General features: G+C 42.3%; 16 protein-coding genes. 11 read left to right on the top strand and 5 right to left on the bottom strand.

Features of this window, described 5'->3' with window-relative positions; all coding sequences use genetic code 11:
- The first annotated feature begins 23 nt into the window (after positions 1 to 23).
- Positions 24 to 1,112 carry an A/G-specific adenine glycosylase gene (mutY, locus tag J0K78_RS19185; RefSeq protein ID WP_206948508.1) on the top strand — a complete coding sequence of 363 codons (1,089 nt, stop codon included), beginning with the start codon at positions 24 to 26 and terminating at the stop codon, positions 1,110 to 1,112.
- Here the strand turns inward: mutY and J0K78_RS19190 are convergent.
- Positions 1,102 to 1,326 carry a cytosolic protein gene (locus J0K78_RS19190; RefSeq protein WP_160916482.1) on the bottom strand — a complete coding sequence of 75 codons (225 nt, stop codon included), beginning with the start codon at positions 1,324 to 1,326 and terminating at the stop codon, positions 1,102 to 1,104. The genes mutY and J0K78_RS19190 overlap by 11 nt on opposite strands.
- A gap of 266 nt (positions 1,327 to 1,592) precedes the next feature.
- Here J0K78_RS19190 and J0K78_RS19195 point away from each other — a divergent pair, with 266 nt between their 5' ends.
- From J0K78_RS19195 to J0K78_RS19210, 4 genes are all read left to right on the top strand, one after another.
- Positions 1,593 to 2,663: a C40 family peptidase gene (locus tag J0K78_RS19195; RefSeq protein WP_206948509.1), complete on the top strand. Its 1,071-nt coding sequence runs from the start codon at positions 1,593 to 1,595 to the stop codon at positions 2,661 to 2,663.
- 108 nt (positions 2,664 to 2,771) lie between these two features.
- Complete coding sequence (locus J0K78_RS19200; protein ID WP_089653790.1) at positions 2,772 to 2,948, top strand: gamma-type small acid-soluble spore protein; 177 nt, start codon at positions 2,772 to 2,774, stop codon at positions 2,946 to 2,948.
- Positions 2,949 to 3,678: 730 nt separating this feature from the next.
- The gene (gene ntdP / locus J0K78_RS19205) at positions 3,679 to 4,206 is read left to right on the top strand and encodes a nucleoside tri-diphosphate phosphatase (RefSeq protein ID WP_089653788.1); all 528 of its coding nucleotides are present in this window, start codon (positions 3,679 to 3,681) and stop codon (positions 4,204 to 4,206) included.
- 69 nt (positions 4,207 to 4,275) lie between these two features.
- On the top strand, positions 4,276 to 6,048 hold the full coding sequence (locus tag J0K78_RS19210) for an ABC transporter ATP-binding protein (RefSeq protein ID WP_206948510.1): 1,773 nt from the start codon (positions 4,276 to 4,278) through the stop codon (positions 6,046 to 6,048).
- A 144-nt stretch (positions 6,049 to 6,192) separates the two neighbouring features.
- On the opposite strand, the gene J0K78_RS19215 is transcribed toward J0K78_RS19210, so the two are convergent.
- The 3 genes from J0K78_RS19215 to J0K78_RS19225 all read right to left on the bottom strand — a co-directional run bounded on the left by J0K78_RS19215 (position 6,193) and on the right by J0K78_RS19225 (position 9,168).
- Positions 6,193 to 7,260: an FUSC family protein gene (locus J0K78_RS19215; RefSeq protein ID WP_206948511.1), complete on the bottom strand. Its 1,068-nt coding sequence runs from the start codon at positions 7,258 to 7,260 to the stop codon at positions 6,193 to 6,195.
- A 328-nt stretch (positions 7,261 to 7,588) separates the two neighbouring features.
- Entirely contained in the window at positions 7,589 to 8,884 is a 1,296-nt protein-coding gene (locus tag J0K78_RS19220) for a glutamate-1-semialdehyde 2,1-aminomutase (RefSeq protein WP_305037816.1), read from the bottom strand.
- 197 nt (positions 8,885 to 9,081) lie between these two features.
- A complete protein-coding gene (locus J0K78_RS19225; protein ID WP_085030712.1) occupies positions 9,082 to 9,168 on the bottom strand; it encodes a YjcZ family sporulation protein in 87 nt (28 codons plus the stop codon).
- Between the two features lie 189 nt (positions 9,169 to 9,357).
- Between J0K78_RS19225 and J0K78_RS19230 the strand changes: the two genes are divergently transcribed.
- From J0K78_RS19230 to perR, 5 genes are all read left to right on the top strand, one after another.
- A complete protein-coding gene (locus tag J0K78_RS19230) occupies positions 9,358 to 9,768 on the top strand; it encodes a potassium channel family protein (protein WP_206948513.1) in 411 nt (136 codons plus the stop codon).
- 64 nt (positions 9,769 to 9,832) lie between these two features.
- On the top strand, positions 9,833 to 10,303 hold the full coding sequence (gene bcp / locus J0K78_RS19235) for a thioredoxin-dependent thiol peroxidase (RefSeq protein ID WP_089653776.1): 471 nt from the start codon (positions 9,833 to 9,835) through the stop codon (positions 10,301 to 10,303).
- 80 nt (positions 10,304 to 10,383) lie between these two features.
- The gene (locus J0K78_RS19240; RefSeq protein ID WP_206948514.1) at positions 10,384 to 11,337 is read left to right on the top strand and encodes a D-2-hydroxyacid dehydrogenase; all 954 of its coding nucleotides are present in this window, start codon (positions 10,384 to 10,386) and stop codon (positions 11,335 to 11,337) included.
- Position 11,338: 1 nt separating this feature from the next.
- Positions 11,339 to 11,896, top strand: a complete 558-nt coding sequence (locus J0K78_RS19245; protein ID WP_206948515.1) for a cob(I)yrinic acid a,c-diamide adenosyltransferase — start codon at positions 11,339 to 11,341, stop codon at positions 11,894 to 11,896.
- A 121-nt stretch (positions 11,897 to 12,017) separates the two neighbouring features.
- Positions 12,018 to 12,461: a peroxide-responsive transcriptional repressor PerR gene (perR, locus tag J0K78_RS19250; protein WP_206948519.1), complete on the top strand. Its 444-nt coding sequence runs from the start codon at positions 12,018 to 12,020 to the stop codon at positions 12,459 to 12,461.
- A gap of 120 nt (positions 12,462 to 12,581) precedes the next feature.
- Here the strand turns inward: perR and J0K78_RS19255 are convergent, their stop codons facing one another.
- Positions 12,582 to 12,953 carry a YgzB family protein gene (locus J0K78_RS19255; RefSeq protein ID WP_206948516.1) on the bottom strand — a complete coding sequence of 124 codons (372 nt, stop codon included), beginning with the start codon at positions 12,951 to 12,953 and terminating at the stop codon, positions 12,582 to 12,584.
- 133 nt (positions 12,954 to 13,086) lie between these two features.
- Between J0K78_RS19255 and J0K78_RS19260 the strand changes: the two genes are divergently transcribed.
- Positions 13,087 to 13,971, top strand: a complete 885-nt coding sequence (locus J0K78_RS19260) for a nucleotidyltransferase-like protein (RefSeq protein WP_206948517.1) — start codon at positions 13,087 to 13,089, stop codon at positions 13,969 to 13,971.
- Positions 13,972 to 14,267 lie beyond the last annotated feature (296 nt).

A 14,267-nucleotide genomic window follows, 5' to 3' on the forward strand; every position in this document is an offset into this window, starting at 1 on the left:
TTTATCATGAAGGGTGAAGAAAGATGAAAAGAACTGAAAGAGTTAAACATATTTTAAATAACTTCGACAAGGAAACCTATAGAAAAGATTTAATTCGCTGGTTTAAAGAAGAGCAGCGGATTCTCCCATGGCGTGAAAACCAGGACCCTTACCGTGTGTGGGTATCTGAAATTATGCTCCAACAAACACGTGTTGATACGGTCATCCCTTATTTTAATCATTTTATGGATAAGTTTCCTACACCGGAAGCTTTAGCTAAGGCAGATGAACAGGAGGTCTTGAAAGCATGGGAAGGCTTAGGATACTATTCCCGGGCGCGAAATTTGCAAAACGCGGTAAGAGAGGTTGTATCTGAATACGAGGGAATCGTTCCAGCAGATGCTGAAGAATTAGGCAGCCTCAAAGGGGTCGGGCCTTATACGCGCGGAGCTATTTTAAGTATTGCCTATGATATACCAGAACCAGCAGTGGATGGCAATGTAATGAGGGTCTTATCAAGAATTCTTCGTGTTGAGGATGATATTAGCAAACAATCGACGAGGAAGCTTTTTGAAGAGCTTGTGAAACAATTGATTTCTGAAGAGGATCCTTCTTCATTTAATCAGGGATTGATGGAACATGGTGCCCTTGTCTGTACACCTAAAAACCCTTCCTGCATGCTATGTCCTGTCCAAGAACATTGCAGAGCTTTTGACGAAGGAGTAGAAACAGAGCTTCCGGTTAAAGCCTCTAAAAAGAAACAGAAGAAATCTCCATACCTCCTGCTTCTCGTGCAAAATGAAAAAGGGGAAGTGCTTATCGAGCAAAGGCCGAACACAGGTCTGCTCGCTTCGTTGTGGCAATACCCTATGGTTCCTCTTGAGGACGTAGGTCCTGAAGCGGTTGAGCACTGGTTTTATGGTGAATATGGTTTGAAAGTGGAAGTTGGGGAATCTGTGGATCGCATCAAGCATGTATTTTCTCATTTGATATGGGAAATGGAAGTCATCAAGGTTACTGTGAAAGCAGGAACACTTGATCATGAGCGTGCAACATTCATTGCACCTGAAGACATGGAAGACTATCCATTCCCGGTATCTCATCAGAAAGCCCACCCACATATCAATCGGTAACAGGATGAGTGCCGCTGGTCCAAGTAGCTTCTTGCTGCTCTAAACCTCCGCGGCGCTTAATTTCCTCATTGATTTCACGTAAAAGGGTAATCCCTTCAGAATTCAAATAGGGAGAAGACTGGGATAGGGCATAGTGAAAATACCCAAGCTCTTTTTCCTGCCACTTTTGTTTGGGTTCCATAGATAAAGCGGATAAATCCCGTCCTACATACATAGACAGACCCTCCTTCACTCTTAATTTGTGTAAAAAGTTTGAGGTCATACATGATAAAAGTCCCCCTGTATCTTCATGTAACAAACCTGTAAAGTAATTGTAACGAAACAGGTTTGTGCCTAATATGACAATGTTTTTGGGCAAATGTTGGTTTTTGTAGAAGTTTTGGAGTATTTACAAATTGTTGGCATTTGTGAATAATAGGACATAGGTTATTTGACCAAACAATTTAAACAATTTATTACATAGGGGAGAGTAAAAATATAATGAATAAGAAGAAATTGGTAACGGCTGTCAGTGGAGCTTTGATCGGGGCATCTTTATGGGGAACTTCTGTTTTTGCTGATGAATTGCATAAAGTGAAATCTGGGGATTCACTTTGGAAGTTGAGTTATCAATATGACGGGTCTATTTCAGAAATCAAATCTTGGAACAGTCTTAATTCAGATACAATTTACATCGGGCAAACTTTGATTGTTGAAAAAGATTCATCAGCTACATCTCAATCTAGTTCATCATCATCTTCTTCGAGCTCTAATGGTACATATACTGTTGAGTCTGGGGATTCCTTATGGTTAATAGCTAATCGTCATGGTATGTCTATTTCTAAACTGAAGAGTCTTAACAATTTGTCCAGTAACATTATCCACCCTGGCCAAAAACTTTCTGTATCAGGAAGTACATCAGACTCCAGCAGTAACACGAGTTCTTCAAGCAGCAGTTCCAGTTCTTCACAATCTACAAGTACGTACACAGTACAGAGTGGAGATTCCTTATGGTTGATTGCGAACAATCATGGAACTTCAGTATCAAATCTAAAGAGTCTTAATGGTCTTTCTGGGAATATCATCTATGTAGGTCAAAAGTTGAAAGTTAGTGGTGAACCTACATCTTCTGGGTCTTCTTCAGATTCATCAGGCTCTAGTCATACATCTACCACAGATTCGTCATCTTCAAACACAGGATTTGTAGATGGATTGATTCAAGAAGCTAAAAAGCATATTGGTACACCGTATCAATGGGCGGGTACATCTCCTGCAGGGTTTGATTGCAGTGGATTCCTTCAATACGTATATGCTCAGGAAGGCGTAAGTATCCCACGTACAGTTGCATCGATCTACGCAGACAGCAGAATGGATTCTGTAAGTGGTTCAAATCGTCAGGTTGGAGATCTTGTCTTTTTTGAAACTTATAAGCCAGGTGCTTCCCATGCAGGAATTTATGTAGGGAACAACAGCTTTATCCATACTGGTTCTACAAATGGTGTTGAAATTAGTTCACTGTCCAGTAACTACTGGAGTCAGCGTTATATCGGTACGAAAAGATTATCTCATTAATTTTAAGAACCGCTCCTTACATGGGAGCGGTTTTTTATATAAAAATTTTGTTTTTTGGAATGAAATGACCACCTCCTGTACACAATAATTTTTGCGGAGGTGATAAACATGGCTAAGCAACCGAAACAAAACAAAACAGCAGCTGGTACAGACGTTAACCACGTGAAACAACAAAACCAACAAGCTGCACAAGGGAAATCCCAATACGGCGCTGAATTCGCTCAACAAACTGACGCGCAGCACGTACAGCAGCAGAACCAAAAATCTCAGGCTAAGAAAAAATAACCTGAGCGGTTGGTCGGTTGGCCAGGCTGCCCTTTAGCCTGTATCAATCCCCCGATTAAGAAGTCGCCCCTTTAGCGGGCGGCTTCTTTTATTTACATACTCTAATCATGTTATAAGCAATATGTCAGGATTGTGGAAGACTCATTTTCGAGATGTTTCCGGGGTTCGTTGCCCGATTGAGAGTCAGGGGTGGCTGGGAAGCTCCTCGCTTTCCTGTGGGGGAGCGCCGAGCTTCCTCGGACTGCGTCCTGCAGGATCTCGCCTATCTCCTTCTCCCACGAGAGTCTTGCAGATTCCCAGCCACCCCATTCGATGAAGGGGATAACGAAACCCTATACCAAGTTTGAAGGTCTCCCGCTATCCTGATTGTTGTAGGCATAAAACGCTCTGTACCAAGCTTTCAGGGTTTAAGTACCTCGGCTTGGGAGTATTATCCTTATACTCTCATCAAACAGAATAGCTGGTTATTCAAGAAGTGGTATCGAGACACTCATATAGCAAAGGGGCTGAGGGGGATGGCGCTTCCGCGGAAAGCGAGTCATCCCCGCAGCCCCAACCCACTGCGCAAACGTCTCGAAACTAAGTCTTCAAGAATAGAGAGCTATTGTGGAATAAAAGGGGATGGTTTTGTTCGATACTCCTGTCTCTGGTCCAATTGTTTTCAATCCACTTCATTTGTCGTTATAATAGGTAGAAGGTGATATGGAATAGAAAGGGAAGGGGGGATTGTATGCCCGGCCCAGAAGCAGGTAAACGGATAGAAATCCAGAGCTATAAGCACAATGGGCAGTTACACCGAGTTTGGGATAGTACCACCATATTGAAAGGGACAAGGCACGTGATCATCGGAGCCAATGACCGTACGGAAGTAACTGAAAGTGATGGCAGAAGGTGGATCACCAGAGAACCGGCGATCTGTTATTTTCACTCTAAATACTGGTTCAACATTATCGGTATGTTAAGGAACGATGGAGTATATTACTACTGCAACATTAGTTCTCCCTTCGTCTATGAAGATGAAACGATTAAATATATTGATTATGATCTGGACGTGAAAATTTTCCCTGATATGACCTATAAAATACTCGATGAAGACGAATATGAAATCCATAAAAAAAGGATGAATTATCCACATGTGTTGGATCGCATCCTCTATAACAACATCGATATTTTAATCAGGTGGATTCGTCAGCGAAAAGGACCTTTTTCCCCAGAATTTATCGATCAGTGGTATGAAAGGTACTTAACGTATAGATAATGACCGATTGCGCACTTATAAAAAGTGCGCTTCGTTGTTGTTTGAAAGGTTTAGAAAGAAGGTGTTGTTTTGGACAGTATAAAAAGGTATCTACGATTTGTGCAGCCTTACAAAGGGAAAATTATTCTCACCGTCCTTATAGGAATCGTTAAATTTTCTATCCCTTTGTTAATGCCGCTCATTATTAAATATGTCATTGATGATATCATTAATGCGGAAGATATGACGCAGGCAGAACGACTGGATCAATTGCTGCTCATTTTAGGAGGAGCTTTTCTCATTTTCCTCATTCTGCGGCCGCCTATTGAATACATCAGGCAATACTTGGCGCAATGGATAGGGAGTAACATTTTATATGATATTAGAGAAAAACTATTCGACCATATTCAACGTTTAAGTTTACGCTTTTATTCTAGAACAAAAACAGGGGAAATCATCTCCCGCGTCATTCATGATGTAGAGCAAACCAAAACATTCGTAATCACAGGCCTTATGAATATTTGGCTCGATATGTTCACCATTGTTATTGCCATCATTATCATGTTGACGATGGATCCTTGGCTTACGTTGGTGGCTATTGCTTTGTTCCCTTTTTACGGCTTTGCGGTCAAATATTTTTACGCGAGGTTGCGAAAGCTTACACGTGATCGCTCACAGGCCCTTGCAGAAGTACAAGGTCATTTGCATGAACGGGTGCAGGGGGTTCCAGTGACCAGGAGTTTCGCTTTGGAAGATCATGAACAAGAACAATTTGATGTGAAAAATAAGAATTTCCTGGATAAGGCGATCACCCATACCAACTGGAACGCTTACACCTACTCTGTAACGAATACGATTACAGATCTTGCTCCATTGTTAGTCATTGCTTTTGCAGGTTATCAAGTCATCACAGGTTCTCTAACCGTAGGTACAATGGTTGCGTTTGTCGGCTATATGGATCGTGTATATAATCCGCTGCGCCGCCTCGTCAATTCAGCGACAGTGCTTACACAATCCATCGCCTCCATGGATCGTGTTTTTGAATTTGTGGATGAAAAATATGACATTGTCGATAAACCGGAGGCCAAGAAAATGGAACACGTGAGAGGCGACGTCAAAGTAGAGGATGTCTCCTTTCGATACGATGAAGAAGATCCGCTCGTCCTTAAAAATGTCAGCCTGGACATTAATCAAGGAGAAACCATCGCTTTTGTCGGCATGAGTGGGGGAGGAAAGTCGACCCTTATTAGTTTGATCCCTCGATTCTACGATGTCACTTCAGGTTCCATCTCTATTGATGGAACAGATATTAGAGATTTTGAAGCCAGGTCCCTCAGAGATAACATCGGCATGGTGCTTCAGGACAATATCCTCTTTAGTGAATCGATCGCGATGAATATACGGATGGGTAATCCGGATGCCACGGATGAACAGATGGTTGAGGCTGCGAAAGCGGCGAATGCCCATGAGTTTATCATGAATCTTCCGAACGGCTACGATACGTTGGTCGGTGAAAGAGGTGTGAAGTTATCGGGTGGTCAAAAACAAAGGGTGGCAATCGCGAGGGTATTCTTGAAAAACCCCCCGTTACTCGTTTTAGATGAAGCGACCTCTGCTCTTGATTTGGAAAGTGAGCACCTCATTCAAAATGCTCTTGAACGTTTAGCTTCTGAACGGACAACGTTTATTGTGGCCCATCGCCTTTCTACCATCACCCATGCGGACCGGATTGTCCACATCGAGAATGGTGAAATCGTAGAAGTCGGCTCCCACCAGGAGTTGATGAAGAAACAAGGCCATTATTACGACCTGTACCAAGTGCAGGAGCTGGATGATCCTAAAGAAGAATATATGGGAACGTAACGAAAAGCTCAAGGTTCAGTACCTTGAGCTTTTTTGTTCTGTCATGATTTGGTTTTCAAAAAGTGTGTGTTACAGAATGCATGCCTCTATGATAGAAGAGATCAAAAAAAGGCGAGTATCTCTGACATACTCGCCTTTAGGTGTTTATTTTTCTGATGTTTGGATAAAGTCATCCTGGTGGTGTGCCTGGTAACTTTTTAATAATTTTTTGAGTCGCTCCAACTGATAGTGGTACTCCATCAATTGTGAAGCAAGAGGGAGGAATACCAGTTTATCAGGATTGTTGCTTTTTTGGTAAACGCTCATCAGGCGTTCAACAAGCAATGGAATGTCGGGTTCTTCAATCCGTCTTAATGATTGTTTATGAGTATTTTTAATACGGCCTTTAAGACTTAGTATTAATTTTTCATGTGCATTGATTAACTTATCAAGCTCTTGTACAACGGCATCTTGAAACTGTTCTGGAATTTGCTCAATTTTGTGTTCCAACCGATAAAAAGCTTTCAAGACGTCGAAGGATTTTTTGGTCGTTGTAATCAACTGACGGAAGAGCACCATTTTTCTTCCTTTAGAAAAGTGACTCCCTTTGAAATAGGTCCTTTCCTCTGAATAAAGAAGATAGGTATGGTCAATCCAACGCATATCGTCCTGAATCCTTGTAATTTCATATTTAAGGGCAGGTTCATCGGATAAGTTTCTTGTGGTCACTCTCAGCCACTGCAGAATATCATTTGTTGCTCGGTCAATTTTTGTAAACAGCCTTGTTTCATACCGTGGGGGTAGAAAAACAAGGTTGACGATAAATGCCGCGAGGATCCCGAGCAGCATGGAGGCGAACCTGGAACCTGCAAAGTATAAAAAGGTTTGGTCCGTCGAGTCCATCAGGGCAATGACAGCTACAACAGCCAGGGCAATCGTGTTTTCGTTCATTTTTAATGTCGTTGTCAATCCTATGACAAGGATGATCGCAAATCCTACGATGAATGGATCGTTGCCCAGAGTGAAAACGGCAACAATGGCAATCAACGCACCGATGGTGTTTCCTTGTACTTGCTCGATGATGGATTGATAGGACCGATAAATGGAAGGTTGAATGGAAAAGACGACAGCGATGGCAGCGAGTAGAGGAGAGACAAAACCGACCAAGTGACCGATATAAAGGGCTATCCCTACTGCTAATCCTGTCTTCATCATTCGTGCGCCTAGTTTCATGGAAGACATCATCCTTTAGCCTTAAAAAATTCTTTTGAACAAAAGAGCATTCAAAAGAGACTTTCCTAATGGAAAGCCGGATGTCCCCATTATACATCATTTCCTAAGAAGGAGAACAAAAGAAAAAGCTTATGCGTAATCCGCATAAGCCAAAGGGGAACCAGCCTAAGCTGGAACCTATGAAAAGGGAAAGAAATGAAACAAAGATCATAATTCGTGGGAATATTCAGAATTATGTATTTATAATAGCATGAACCTTTCATATAATCAACTAACGATGAAGAAAAAGCAATAAAAAATCTCCCCTGCGCACAGGGGAGAGGGATGGTTAGTCGTTAGCCATGATCCTAAATGTCTTTTCGACCGCTGTTAGGGTTTGGTCGATATCTTCATTTGTATGAGCAGTGGTCAGGAACCAGGCTTCATATTTAGATGGGGCGAGATTGATTCCTTCAGCAAGCATGAGCTTGAAGAAGCGGGCGAATCGGTCACCATCCGTATTTTCTGCCTGCTCATAGTTTTCGACTTTTTCATCCGTGAAATATACGGTCAAAGCGCCTTTCAAGCGATTGATTTGAATTTCCACGCCGTGTTCTTCCGCATGTTCTAGAATTCCTTTTTCCAAACGGGCGCCGAGCCTGTCCATTTCTTCATATACGCCGTCTTCCTGAAGGACCTCTAGACAAGCGATACCTGCAGACATGGAAGCGGGATTTCCTGCCATCGTCCCCGCCTGGTAGGCTGGACCTAATGGAGCGACTTGTTCCATAATGTCTGCGCGGCCGCCGTAAGCACCAATCGGGAGTCCGCCACCGATGATTTTACCCATCGCTGTCATATCCGGCTCTATATCTAAGAGTTGCTGAGCGCTTCCGTATGTAAAACGAAATGCAGTAATGACTTCATCATAAATAACTAAAGCTCCAGCCTTATGTGTCAGCTCATTCACTTCCTGAAGGAAACCTGGTTTAGGTTCTACAATTCCGAAGTTTCCTACAATCGGTTCGACAAGGACCCCAGCGATCTCATCACCGAATTTTTCAAGGGCTTCTTTGAATGGTTCGATATCATTAAAAGGGACCGTAATTACATCCTGGGCAATGGATGCAGGGACGCCTGCGGAATCCGGGGTACCTAGAGTTGATGGACCGGAACCTGCAGCTACAAGGACCAAATCAGAATGCCCGTGGTAACATCCGGCGAATTTGATGATTTTGTTTCTGCCCGTATAAGCGCGAGCAACTCGGATGGTTGTCATGACCGCTTCTGTCCCTGAATTGACGAATCTTACTTTATCCAATGAAGGAATGGCTTCTTTAAGCATTTTAGCAAAGCGGTTTTCGAGGACGGTTGGTGTTCCGTACAACACACCGTTCTGTGCAGCTTTGGTTATGGCCTCTGTAATATGTGGGTGAGCATGTCCTGTAATAATCGGACCATAAGCTCCTAAGTAATCGATATATTCATTTCCGTCGACATCATAGAAATGGGACCCTTCCGCTCTTTCCATATATACAGGAGTTCCGCCTCCTACGCCTTTATAGGCGCGGGAAGGAGAGTTGACGCCCCCTACGATATGTTCTGTTGCTTCTTTATATAAGTGTTCCGACTGATTGATCTTCATCATTTACCTCCTAAACAATCCTTTTCACAGTTTATTGTAGCATGCTTGTCCATCATGATTCACAAAGGTGCTCCCCGGGCGATAACCCAGGAAGCAGCCTTTGAAAGGTTCCTTCACTCTAGAGCGTTGAAACAGTAGTCCGATCGATTACGAGGAAAGTAACACTGAGCGCACTTATGCCTCAGTGCGAGCTGTTTTTAGTATAGGAATGCTGCACCAACGATGATTAGAAGGATGAAAAGAACAACGATTAGCGCAAAGCCTCCACCATATCCGTAACCCATTCACAATTCCCCCTTTCCATTGTTTACTGTATCTTATGCAGACTTCAATTCGCGGGCTGTGCGTTCGCCCGGTTTTGTATGAAAAATGGACCTTCAACCAGTTCGGCCTGTACGAGGTATGGCATAAAAGGTTCCATGTTTTCATATGAAAAAGTAGGGCTTGTTTACTCGTTTAAAAGGGGCATACCTATGATTACGATCATTATCTCAACTCTCTCCCTTGCAGTGGTTGGAGTGAGTCTTCGTCAAATTTTTCAATCCCTTGAATTTGAACACAAAATATTCTCTGTTCAACTTTTCGTGTCCATCATGATGTTATACACGATTGTCATGGTTGGCTTTGGTATTATCTATGCTTCTCTGATCCTCCAGGGGATAGAGGTTTACAAGGCAGACGGGCCGTTTATTCAGGATTATTGGATAAACGATATGGTGAGAAGTGTGTATTTCAGTGGGGTGACCTTATTTACTGTTGGTTATGGAGATTTGACCCCTGTAGGGATTGGGAAATGGATTGCCATCATCGAGGCGATGGTGGGGTACACGTTACCAGCTGCCCTTGTTGCAAAAGTTTGGTTGAAGCATAAAGAAGAGCGCTGAAGTTGGAAGTTTGTCTATATTTGAGGTAACCTAAGTGGTAGAAACCATTTAGGAGGGTCTTATTATGACAGTTGAAAAAGGAAAACAAGTACAAGACTTCACACTACCAGCGAACAGCGGCGAATCCGTATCCCTTTCTGATTATAAAGGGAAGAACGTAGTCCTTTATTTTTACCCCAAAGACATGACTCCTGGTTGCACGACGGAGGCTTGCGATTTCCGCGATCATCATGAAAGTTTCGAAGACTTGGATGCCGTTATTTTAGGTGTTAGCCCTGATCCGGTGGAGTCTCATGAAAAATTCATAAACAAGCATGACCTGCCATTCCTTCTGCTTGCTGATGAAGATCACCAAGTGGCCGAACAGTTTGGTGTTTGGAAACTGAAGAAAAACTTCGGTAAAGAATATTATGGCATTGAACGTTCCACTTTTATCATCGATAAAGAAGGCAAACTTGCTGAAGAATACCGTAAAGTTAAAGTTCAGGGGCACGTAGAATCAGCTCTAGAGTATATTAGAGAAAACCTATCATGAAATCAACCGAGCCATAGTCTCCAAGTGACTATGGTTTCTTTATCATCTAATATAGAAGAAAAGGGGGAGGAGATGAATTCATGAAGATCGTTTCTGCCATTAAAAGAGTTCCAGATGAAATCCAACTGAGGCTTCAAACACGTTTTCCTGAGGTCGCTTTTATTTTCTGTCACGGGATGGGAGAAGCCAAATATTACCTCGAGGAAGCGGATGTCTTCATTACATACGGCGAAGACTTGGATAGAGAAAAGATACAATCAGCCAAGAAGCTGAAATGGATTATGGTTTTATCTGCAGGAATGGATCGGATGCCTTTTGGTGAGATTGCGGAAAGAGACATTCTTGTAACGAATGTAAGAGGCATCCATGCACAACCTATGGCAGAGTATGCCATTTCTATGTTGCTGCAAGTCTCCCGTAAGGCAAAAACGCTTATTCAACAAGAGCAGAAAGCAGAGTGGAGCCGACGCCCCGTAATGAATGAAATAAGCGGGCGTACAATGGTGCTTCTTGGGACGGGGGCCATTCAACAGGAAGTTGCCCGTTTAGCCAAAGCCTTCCAAATGAAAACGATTGGAATATCCAAGTCAGGGAAAAAGAAACCGCATTTCGACCAGACTTTCCCGGTGCAACAAATGGAACTCGTCCTTCCTCTTGCGGATTTTGTTGTGGCTGCTCTTCCGAGTACCCCGGAAACGAAATATCTACTTGAGGAAAAACATTTTAAAGAAATGCCTAAGCGTGCTATTTTTCTCAACATGGGAAGAGGGGATTTGATTTCATCGGAAGTGTTACTAAATGCAGTACGTCAGAAAGAAATTTCACATGCTGTCCTTGATGTCTTTGAAGAGGAACCTTTACCTGAAGATCATCCATTCTGGCAGGAAGAAAATGTAACGGTAACACCTCACTTATCGGGGATCTCGCCTCACTATGTTCCAAGAGGTTTTGATCTTTTTGAAAAGAATCTATCTGTTTTTATAAGTGGAGAAGGAGAATTACGAAATATTATTGATCCAAAACGGGGGTATTAAGATGAGGATTTACACACGTTCGGGGGATAAAGGGAAGACATCTTTAATTTATGGTCAACGTGTAGCTAAAAATGATATCCGGGTAGAGGCTTATGGCACATGTGATGAAGCGAACTCCATGATCGGTCTTGCTCTTAGTCATTTGAATCATGAAGATTGGACGGACAAGGAAGCTTTTCTGCAAACTTTCCAGAAAATCCAGACGGTTTTATTCCACGTCGGCGCAGAACTGGCTACACCTAAAGGGAAAGATGTGATGTGGAAGCTGAAAAAAGAGCATATTGAGGAGTTGGAAAAACAAATTGATGAATGGGATCAGTCCCTTGAGCCATTGAAGAATTTCATCCTGCCTTCTGGACATCAGGCTTCAGCCGCTCTTCACCTTGCTCGTACAGTGGTCCGCAGGGCAGAGAGAATAACAGTGGCGCTAGAGGATGAATTGGAGAATCAGCTGGTGGTTTCTTATTTAAATCGACTATCGGATTTTCTCTTTGTAGCGGCTCGTTATGTAAATCGTCAACTTGGAGGCGCGGAGACCCCCCTGGATCCTGATGTATGAGGGGCAACTTTTTGAGCAGTGCTTCATATTGACAATTACTTAAAGAAAAGGTTACACTAATTGTAAGGATTCTAATTTAATAATATTATAAATCAAGAATCAGTTTATGAAAGCGAGGTGCATGACCGTGTCAGACCATCGACTCCAAGATGCCGTTGATACATTGAAAGGCTCTGGTGTACGAATTACTCCACAGCGTCATGCGGTGCTTGAATACCTGCTGAATTCTATGACTCACCCAACAGCTGATGAAATTTATAAAGCATTGGAAAGTAAATTTCCGAACATGAGTGTAGCCACGGTTTATAACAATCTCCGTGTATTCAGGGAAATCGGACTCGTACGGGAACTGACTTACGGTGATTCTTCAAGCCGCTTTGATTGCAATACCAGCGATCACTATCATGCAATTTGTGAATCATGCGGTAAAATCGTTGACTTTCACTATCCGAGTTTGAACGAAGTGGAATCATTAGCTGAACAGGTGACTGGATTTAATGTAAGTCATCATCGCATGGAAGTCTATGGAACATGTACAGAATGCCAATCGAATAACGCTCACTAAAACTGGAAGCGCTAGGCTTTCAGTTTTTTTATTGATGAGCTGAAATATAGCTGAATATCAAAAAACTCCGCTGCGTTCGCAGCGGAGTTTTTTGATTGAATACAGTGGTTCCATCTTTTCTTACTGGCCTTGAGTTTCCTTCTGATACCGCTTTTTATTGTATCTCTCATCAAAATCTTTTCCTTCTAAAGATTTGTCCATCGTCAAAGGTTGATCGCAATGCATACACGCATCCACCCGACCAAGCATCTTGGTCGGTTTTTCACAGGATGGACAAATGATTTGTATGGTCTTTGTAGAAAGCATACCGATCCAGAAATATACGACTGTACTCAGGCCGACAAATACCATGCCTAAGATCATGAATGTAGCCATGGCCCACATCACATCTTTGAATAACAAACCGATGTACATCACGCCAATGCCAAGGAAAATCAACCAGAAAGCAAAAGAACGAATCTTGTTGATTTTGCTGCTGTATTTTAACGCCACTCAGGGTCCCTCCTTACTATCTACCACGTAGTATAGCATATTTTCTTTAGGCAAATATAATAGGAAAAAAGGAATTTGCCTAAACATAGCGAATAAACACAAGGAAAGGGAAATTGAATGTGGGGGAAAGAGTATGGAAGATCTATTACGCCCGATTTATCAAGAAAAAGCCAGTCAGAGTAACACGCTGGGCATTCTTATATTAGAAAAGAAGAAACCAATAAGCCCTGTAACCGATAATTTTGATGTCATTCTATTCATTATTGTCCGGGACGCGGAGGAACTATGGTATGTGAAACATTATGAATTTGAAAATAAGTCAGCAGCGATGCATATAGTGGATGAAAAGCTTCTCCAGCATTGGATTGATACAAGTTCTTATCGTCGAGCTGTAGAATGGGTGATCAATGGCAACATCATTTTTGAGAGAAATGAGTATCTGACCAACCTGAAGGAACACTTGAGGGAGTTCCCTCAACAAAACCGCAATTTAAAGAAGGCTATTGAATTTGCTAAGTTGATTCGTAGTTATAGTGAATCCAAAGACTTGTTTGATTCCGAGCAGTACCTTGATTCTTATAGCCGCATGGTGAATTCTCTTCATTATCTAGCCCGGTTATCTATTATTGAAAAAGGTTTCCATCCAGAAGTGACCGTGTGGAATCAGGTGAAGCGGATTGAACCGGAGATCTATAAACTTTACCAGGAACTTATTGAAAGTGGTGAACCCACAGATAAAAGAATACAGTTGATGATTCTGGCTGTTGAACACTCGATTAGTAAAAGGTCAAGGGCGAGTGCTCAGCACCTATTGGAGTTAATGAATGAAAGGGAAGAACCCTGGTCGTTTGGAGAACTGAAAGTGCATCCTGAAATTCAGGAATACATCCTGGACTTATCTTCCATGATTGAATATCTTGTAGACCATGATATCATTGAAGTTGTACCTCAGGATACGAAAGGGCCGCAAATCTTTCATAGAAGATACAAGCCTGTCGGGCAACATATAGATCAATGAAAAGGGCCCCTCTTCTGAAAGGGAAACGGAAGAGGGGCTCTTTTTGTAAAAAAGTTATTGACGGAAGAAATCACCCCATGCTATATTAATAAGCGTCGCATTAAGAGAGCGGCAACGAGCAAAACAAAATCATGAAAAAAGTTATTGACACAAAACAACTGACATGATAAATTATTACTTGTCGCATTAAAAGAGTGGCAAGCCGCGAACGGCTCAGAAAAAATAAATCGCAAAAAAGTTATTGACATAAATAACTGTGCGTGATAAAATGATTAAGTCGCTGTTTTAGCGGAAAG

The organism is Halobacillus sp. GSS1 (genome assembly GCF_017307035.1).
GTDB classification, from domain to species: domain Bacteria; phylum Bacillota; class Bacilli; order Bacillales; family Halobacillaceae; genus Halobacillus; species Halobacillus litoralis.

Bases quoted from the DNA above. Each gene is read 5' to 3' on its own strand.
- mutY (WP_206948508.1), top strand. From the start codon at position 24: ATGAAAAGAACTGAAAGAGTTAAACATATTTTAAATAACTTCGACAAG.
- J0K78_RS19190 (WP_160916482.1), bottom strand. From the start codon at position 1,326: ATGTATGTAGGACGGGATTTATCCGCTTTATCTATGGAACCCAAACAA.
- J0K78_RS19195 (WP_206948509.1), top strand. From the start codon at position 1,593: ATGAATAAGAAGAAATTGGTAACGGCTGTCAGTGGAGCTTTGATCGGG.
- J0K78_RS19200 (WP_089653790.1), top strand. From the start codon at position 2,772: ATGGCTAAGCAACCGAAACAAAACAAAACAGCAGCTGGTACAGACGTT.
- ntdP (WP_089653788.1), top strand. From the start codon at position 3,679: ATGCCCGGCCCAGAAGCAGGTAAACGGATAGAAATCCAGAGCTATAAG.
- J0K78_RS19215 (WP_206948511.1), bottom strand. From the start codon at position 7,260: ATGAAACTAGGCGCACGAATGATGAAGACAGGATTAGCAGTAGGGATA.
- J0K78_RS19220 (WP_305037816.1), bottom strand. From the start codon at position 8,884: ATGAAGATCAATCAGTCGGAACACTTATATAAAGAAGCAACAGAACAT.
- J0K78_RS19225 (WP_085030712.1), bottom strand. From the start codon at position 9,168: ATGGGTTACGGATATGGTGGAGGCTTTGCGCTAATCGTTGTTCTTTTC.
- J0K78_RS19230 (WP_206948513.1), top strand. From the start codon at position 9,358: ATGATTACGATCATTATCTCAACTCTCTCCCTTGCAGTGGTTGGAGTG.
- bcp (WP_089653776.1), top strand. From the start codon at position 9,833: ATGACAGTTGAAAAAGGAAAACAAGTACAAGACTTCACACTACCAGCG.
- J0K78_RS19240 (WP_206948514.1), top strand. From the start codon at position 10,384: ATGAAGATCGTTTCTGCCATTAAAAGAGTTCCAGATGAAATCCAACTG.
- J0K78_RS19245 (WP_206948515.1), top strand. From the start codon at position 11,339: ATGAGGATTTACACACGTTCGGGGGATAAAGGGAAGACATCTTTAATT.
- perR (WP_206948519.1), top strand. From the start codon at position 12,018: ATGACCGTGTCAGACCATCGACTCCAAGATGCCGTTGATACATTGAAA.
- J0K78_RS19260 (WP_206948517.1), top strand. From the start codon at position 13,087: ATGGAAGATCTATTACGCCCGATTTATCAAGAAAAAGCCAGTCAGAGT.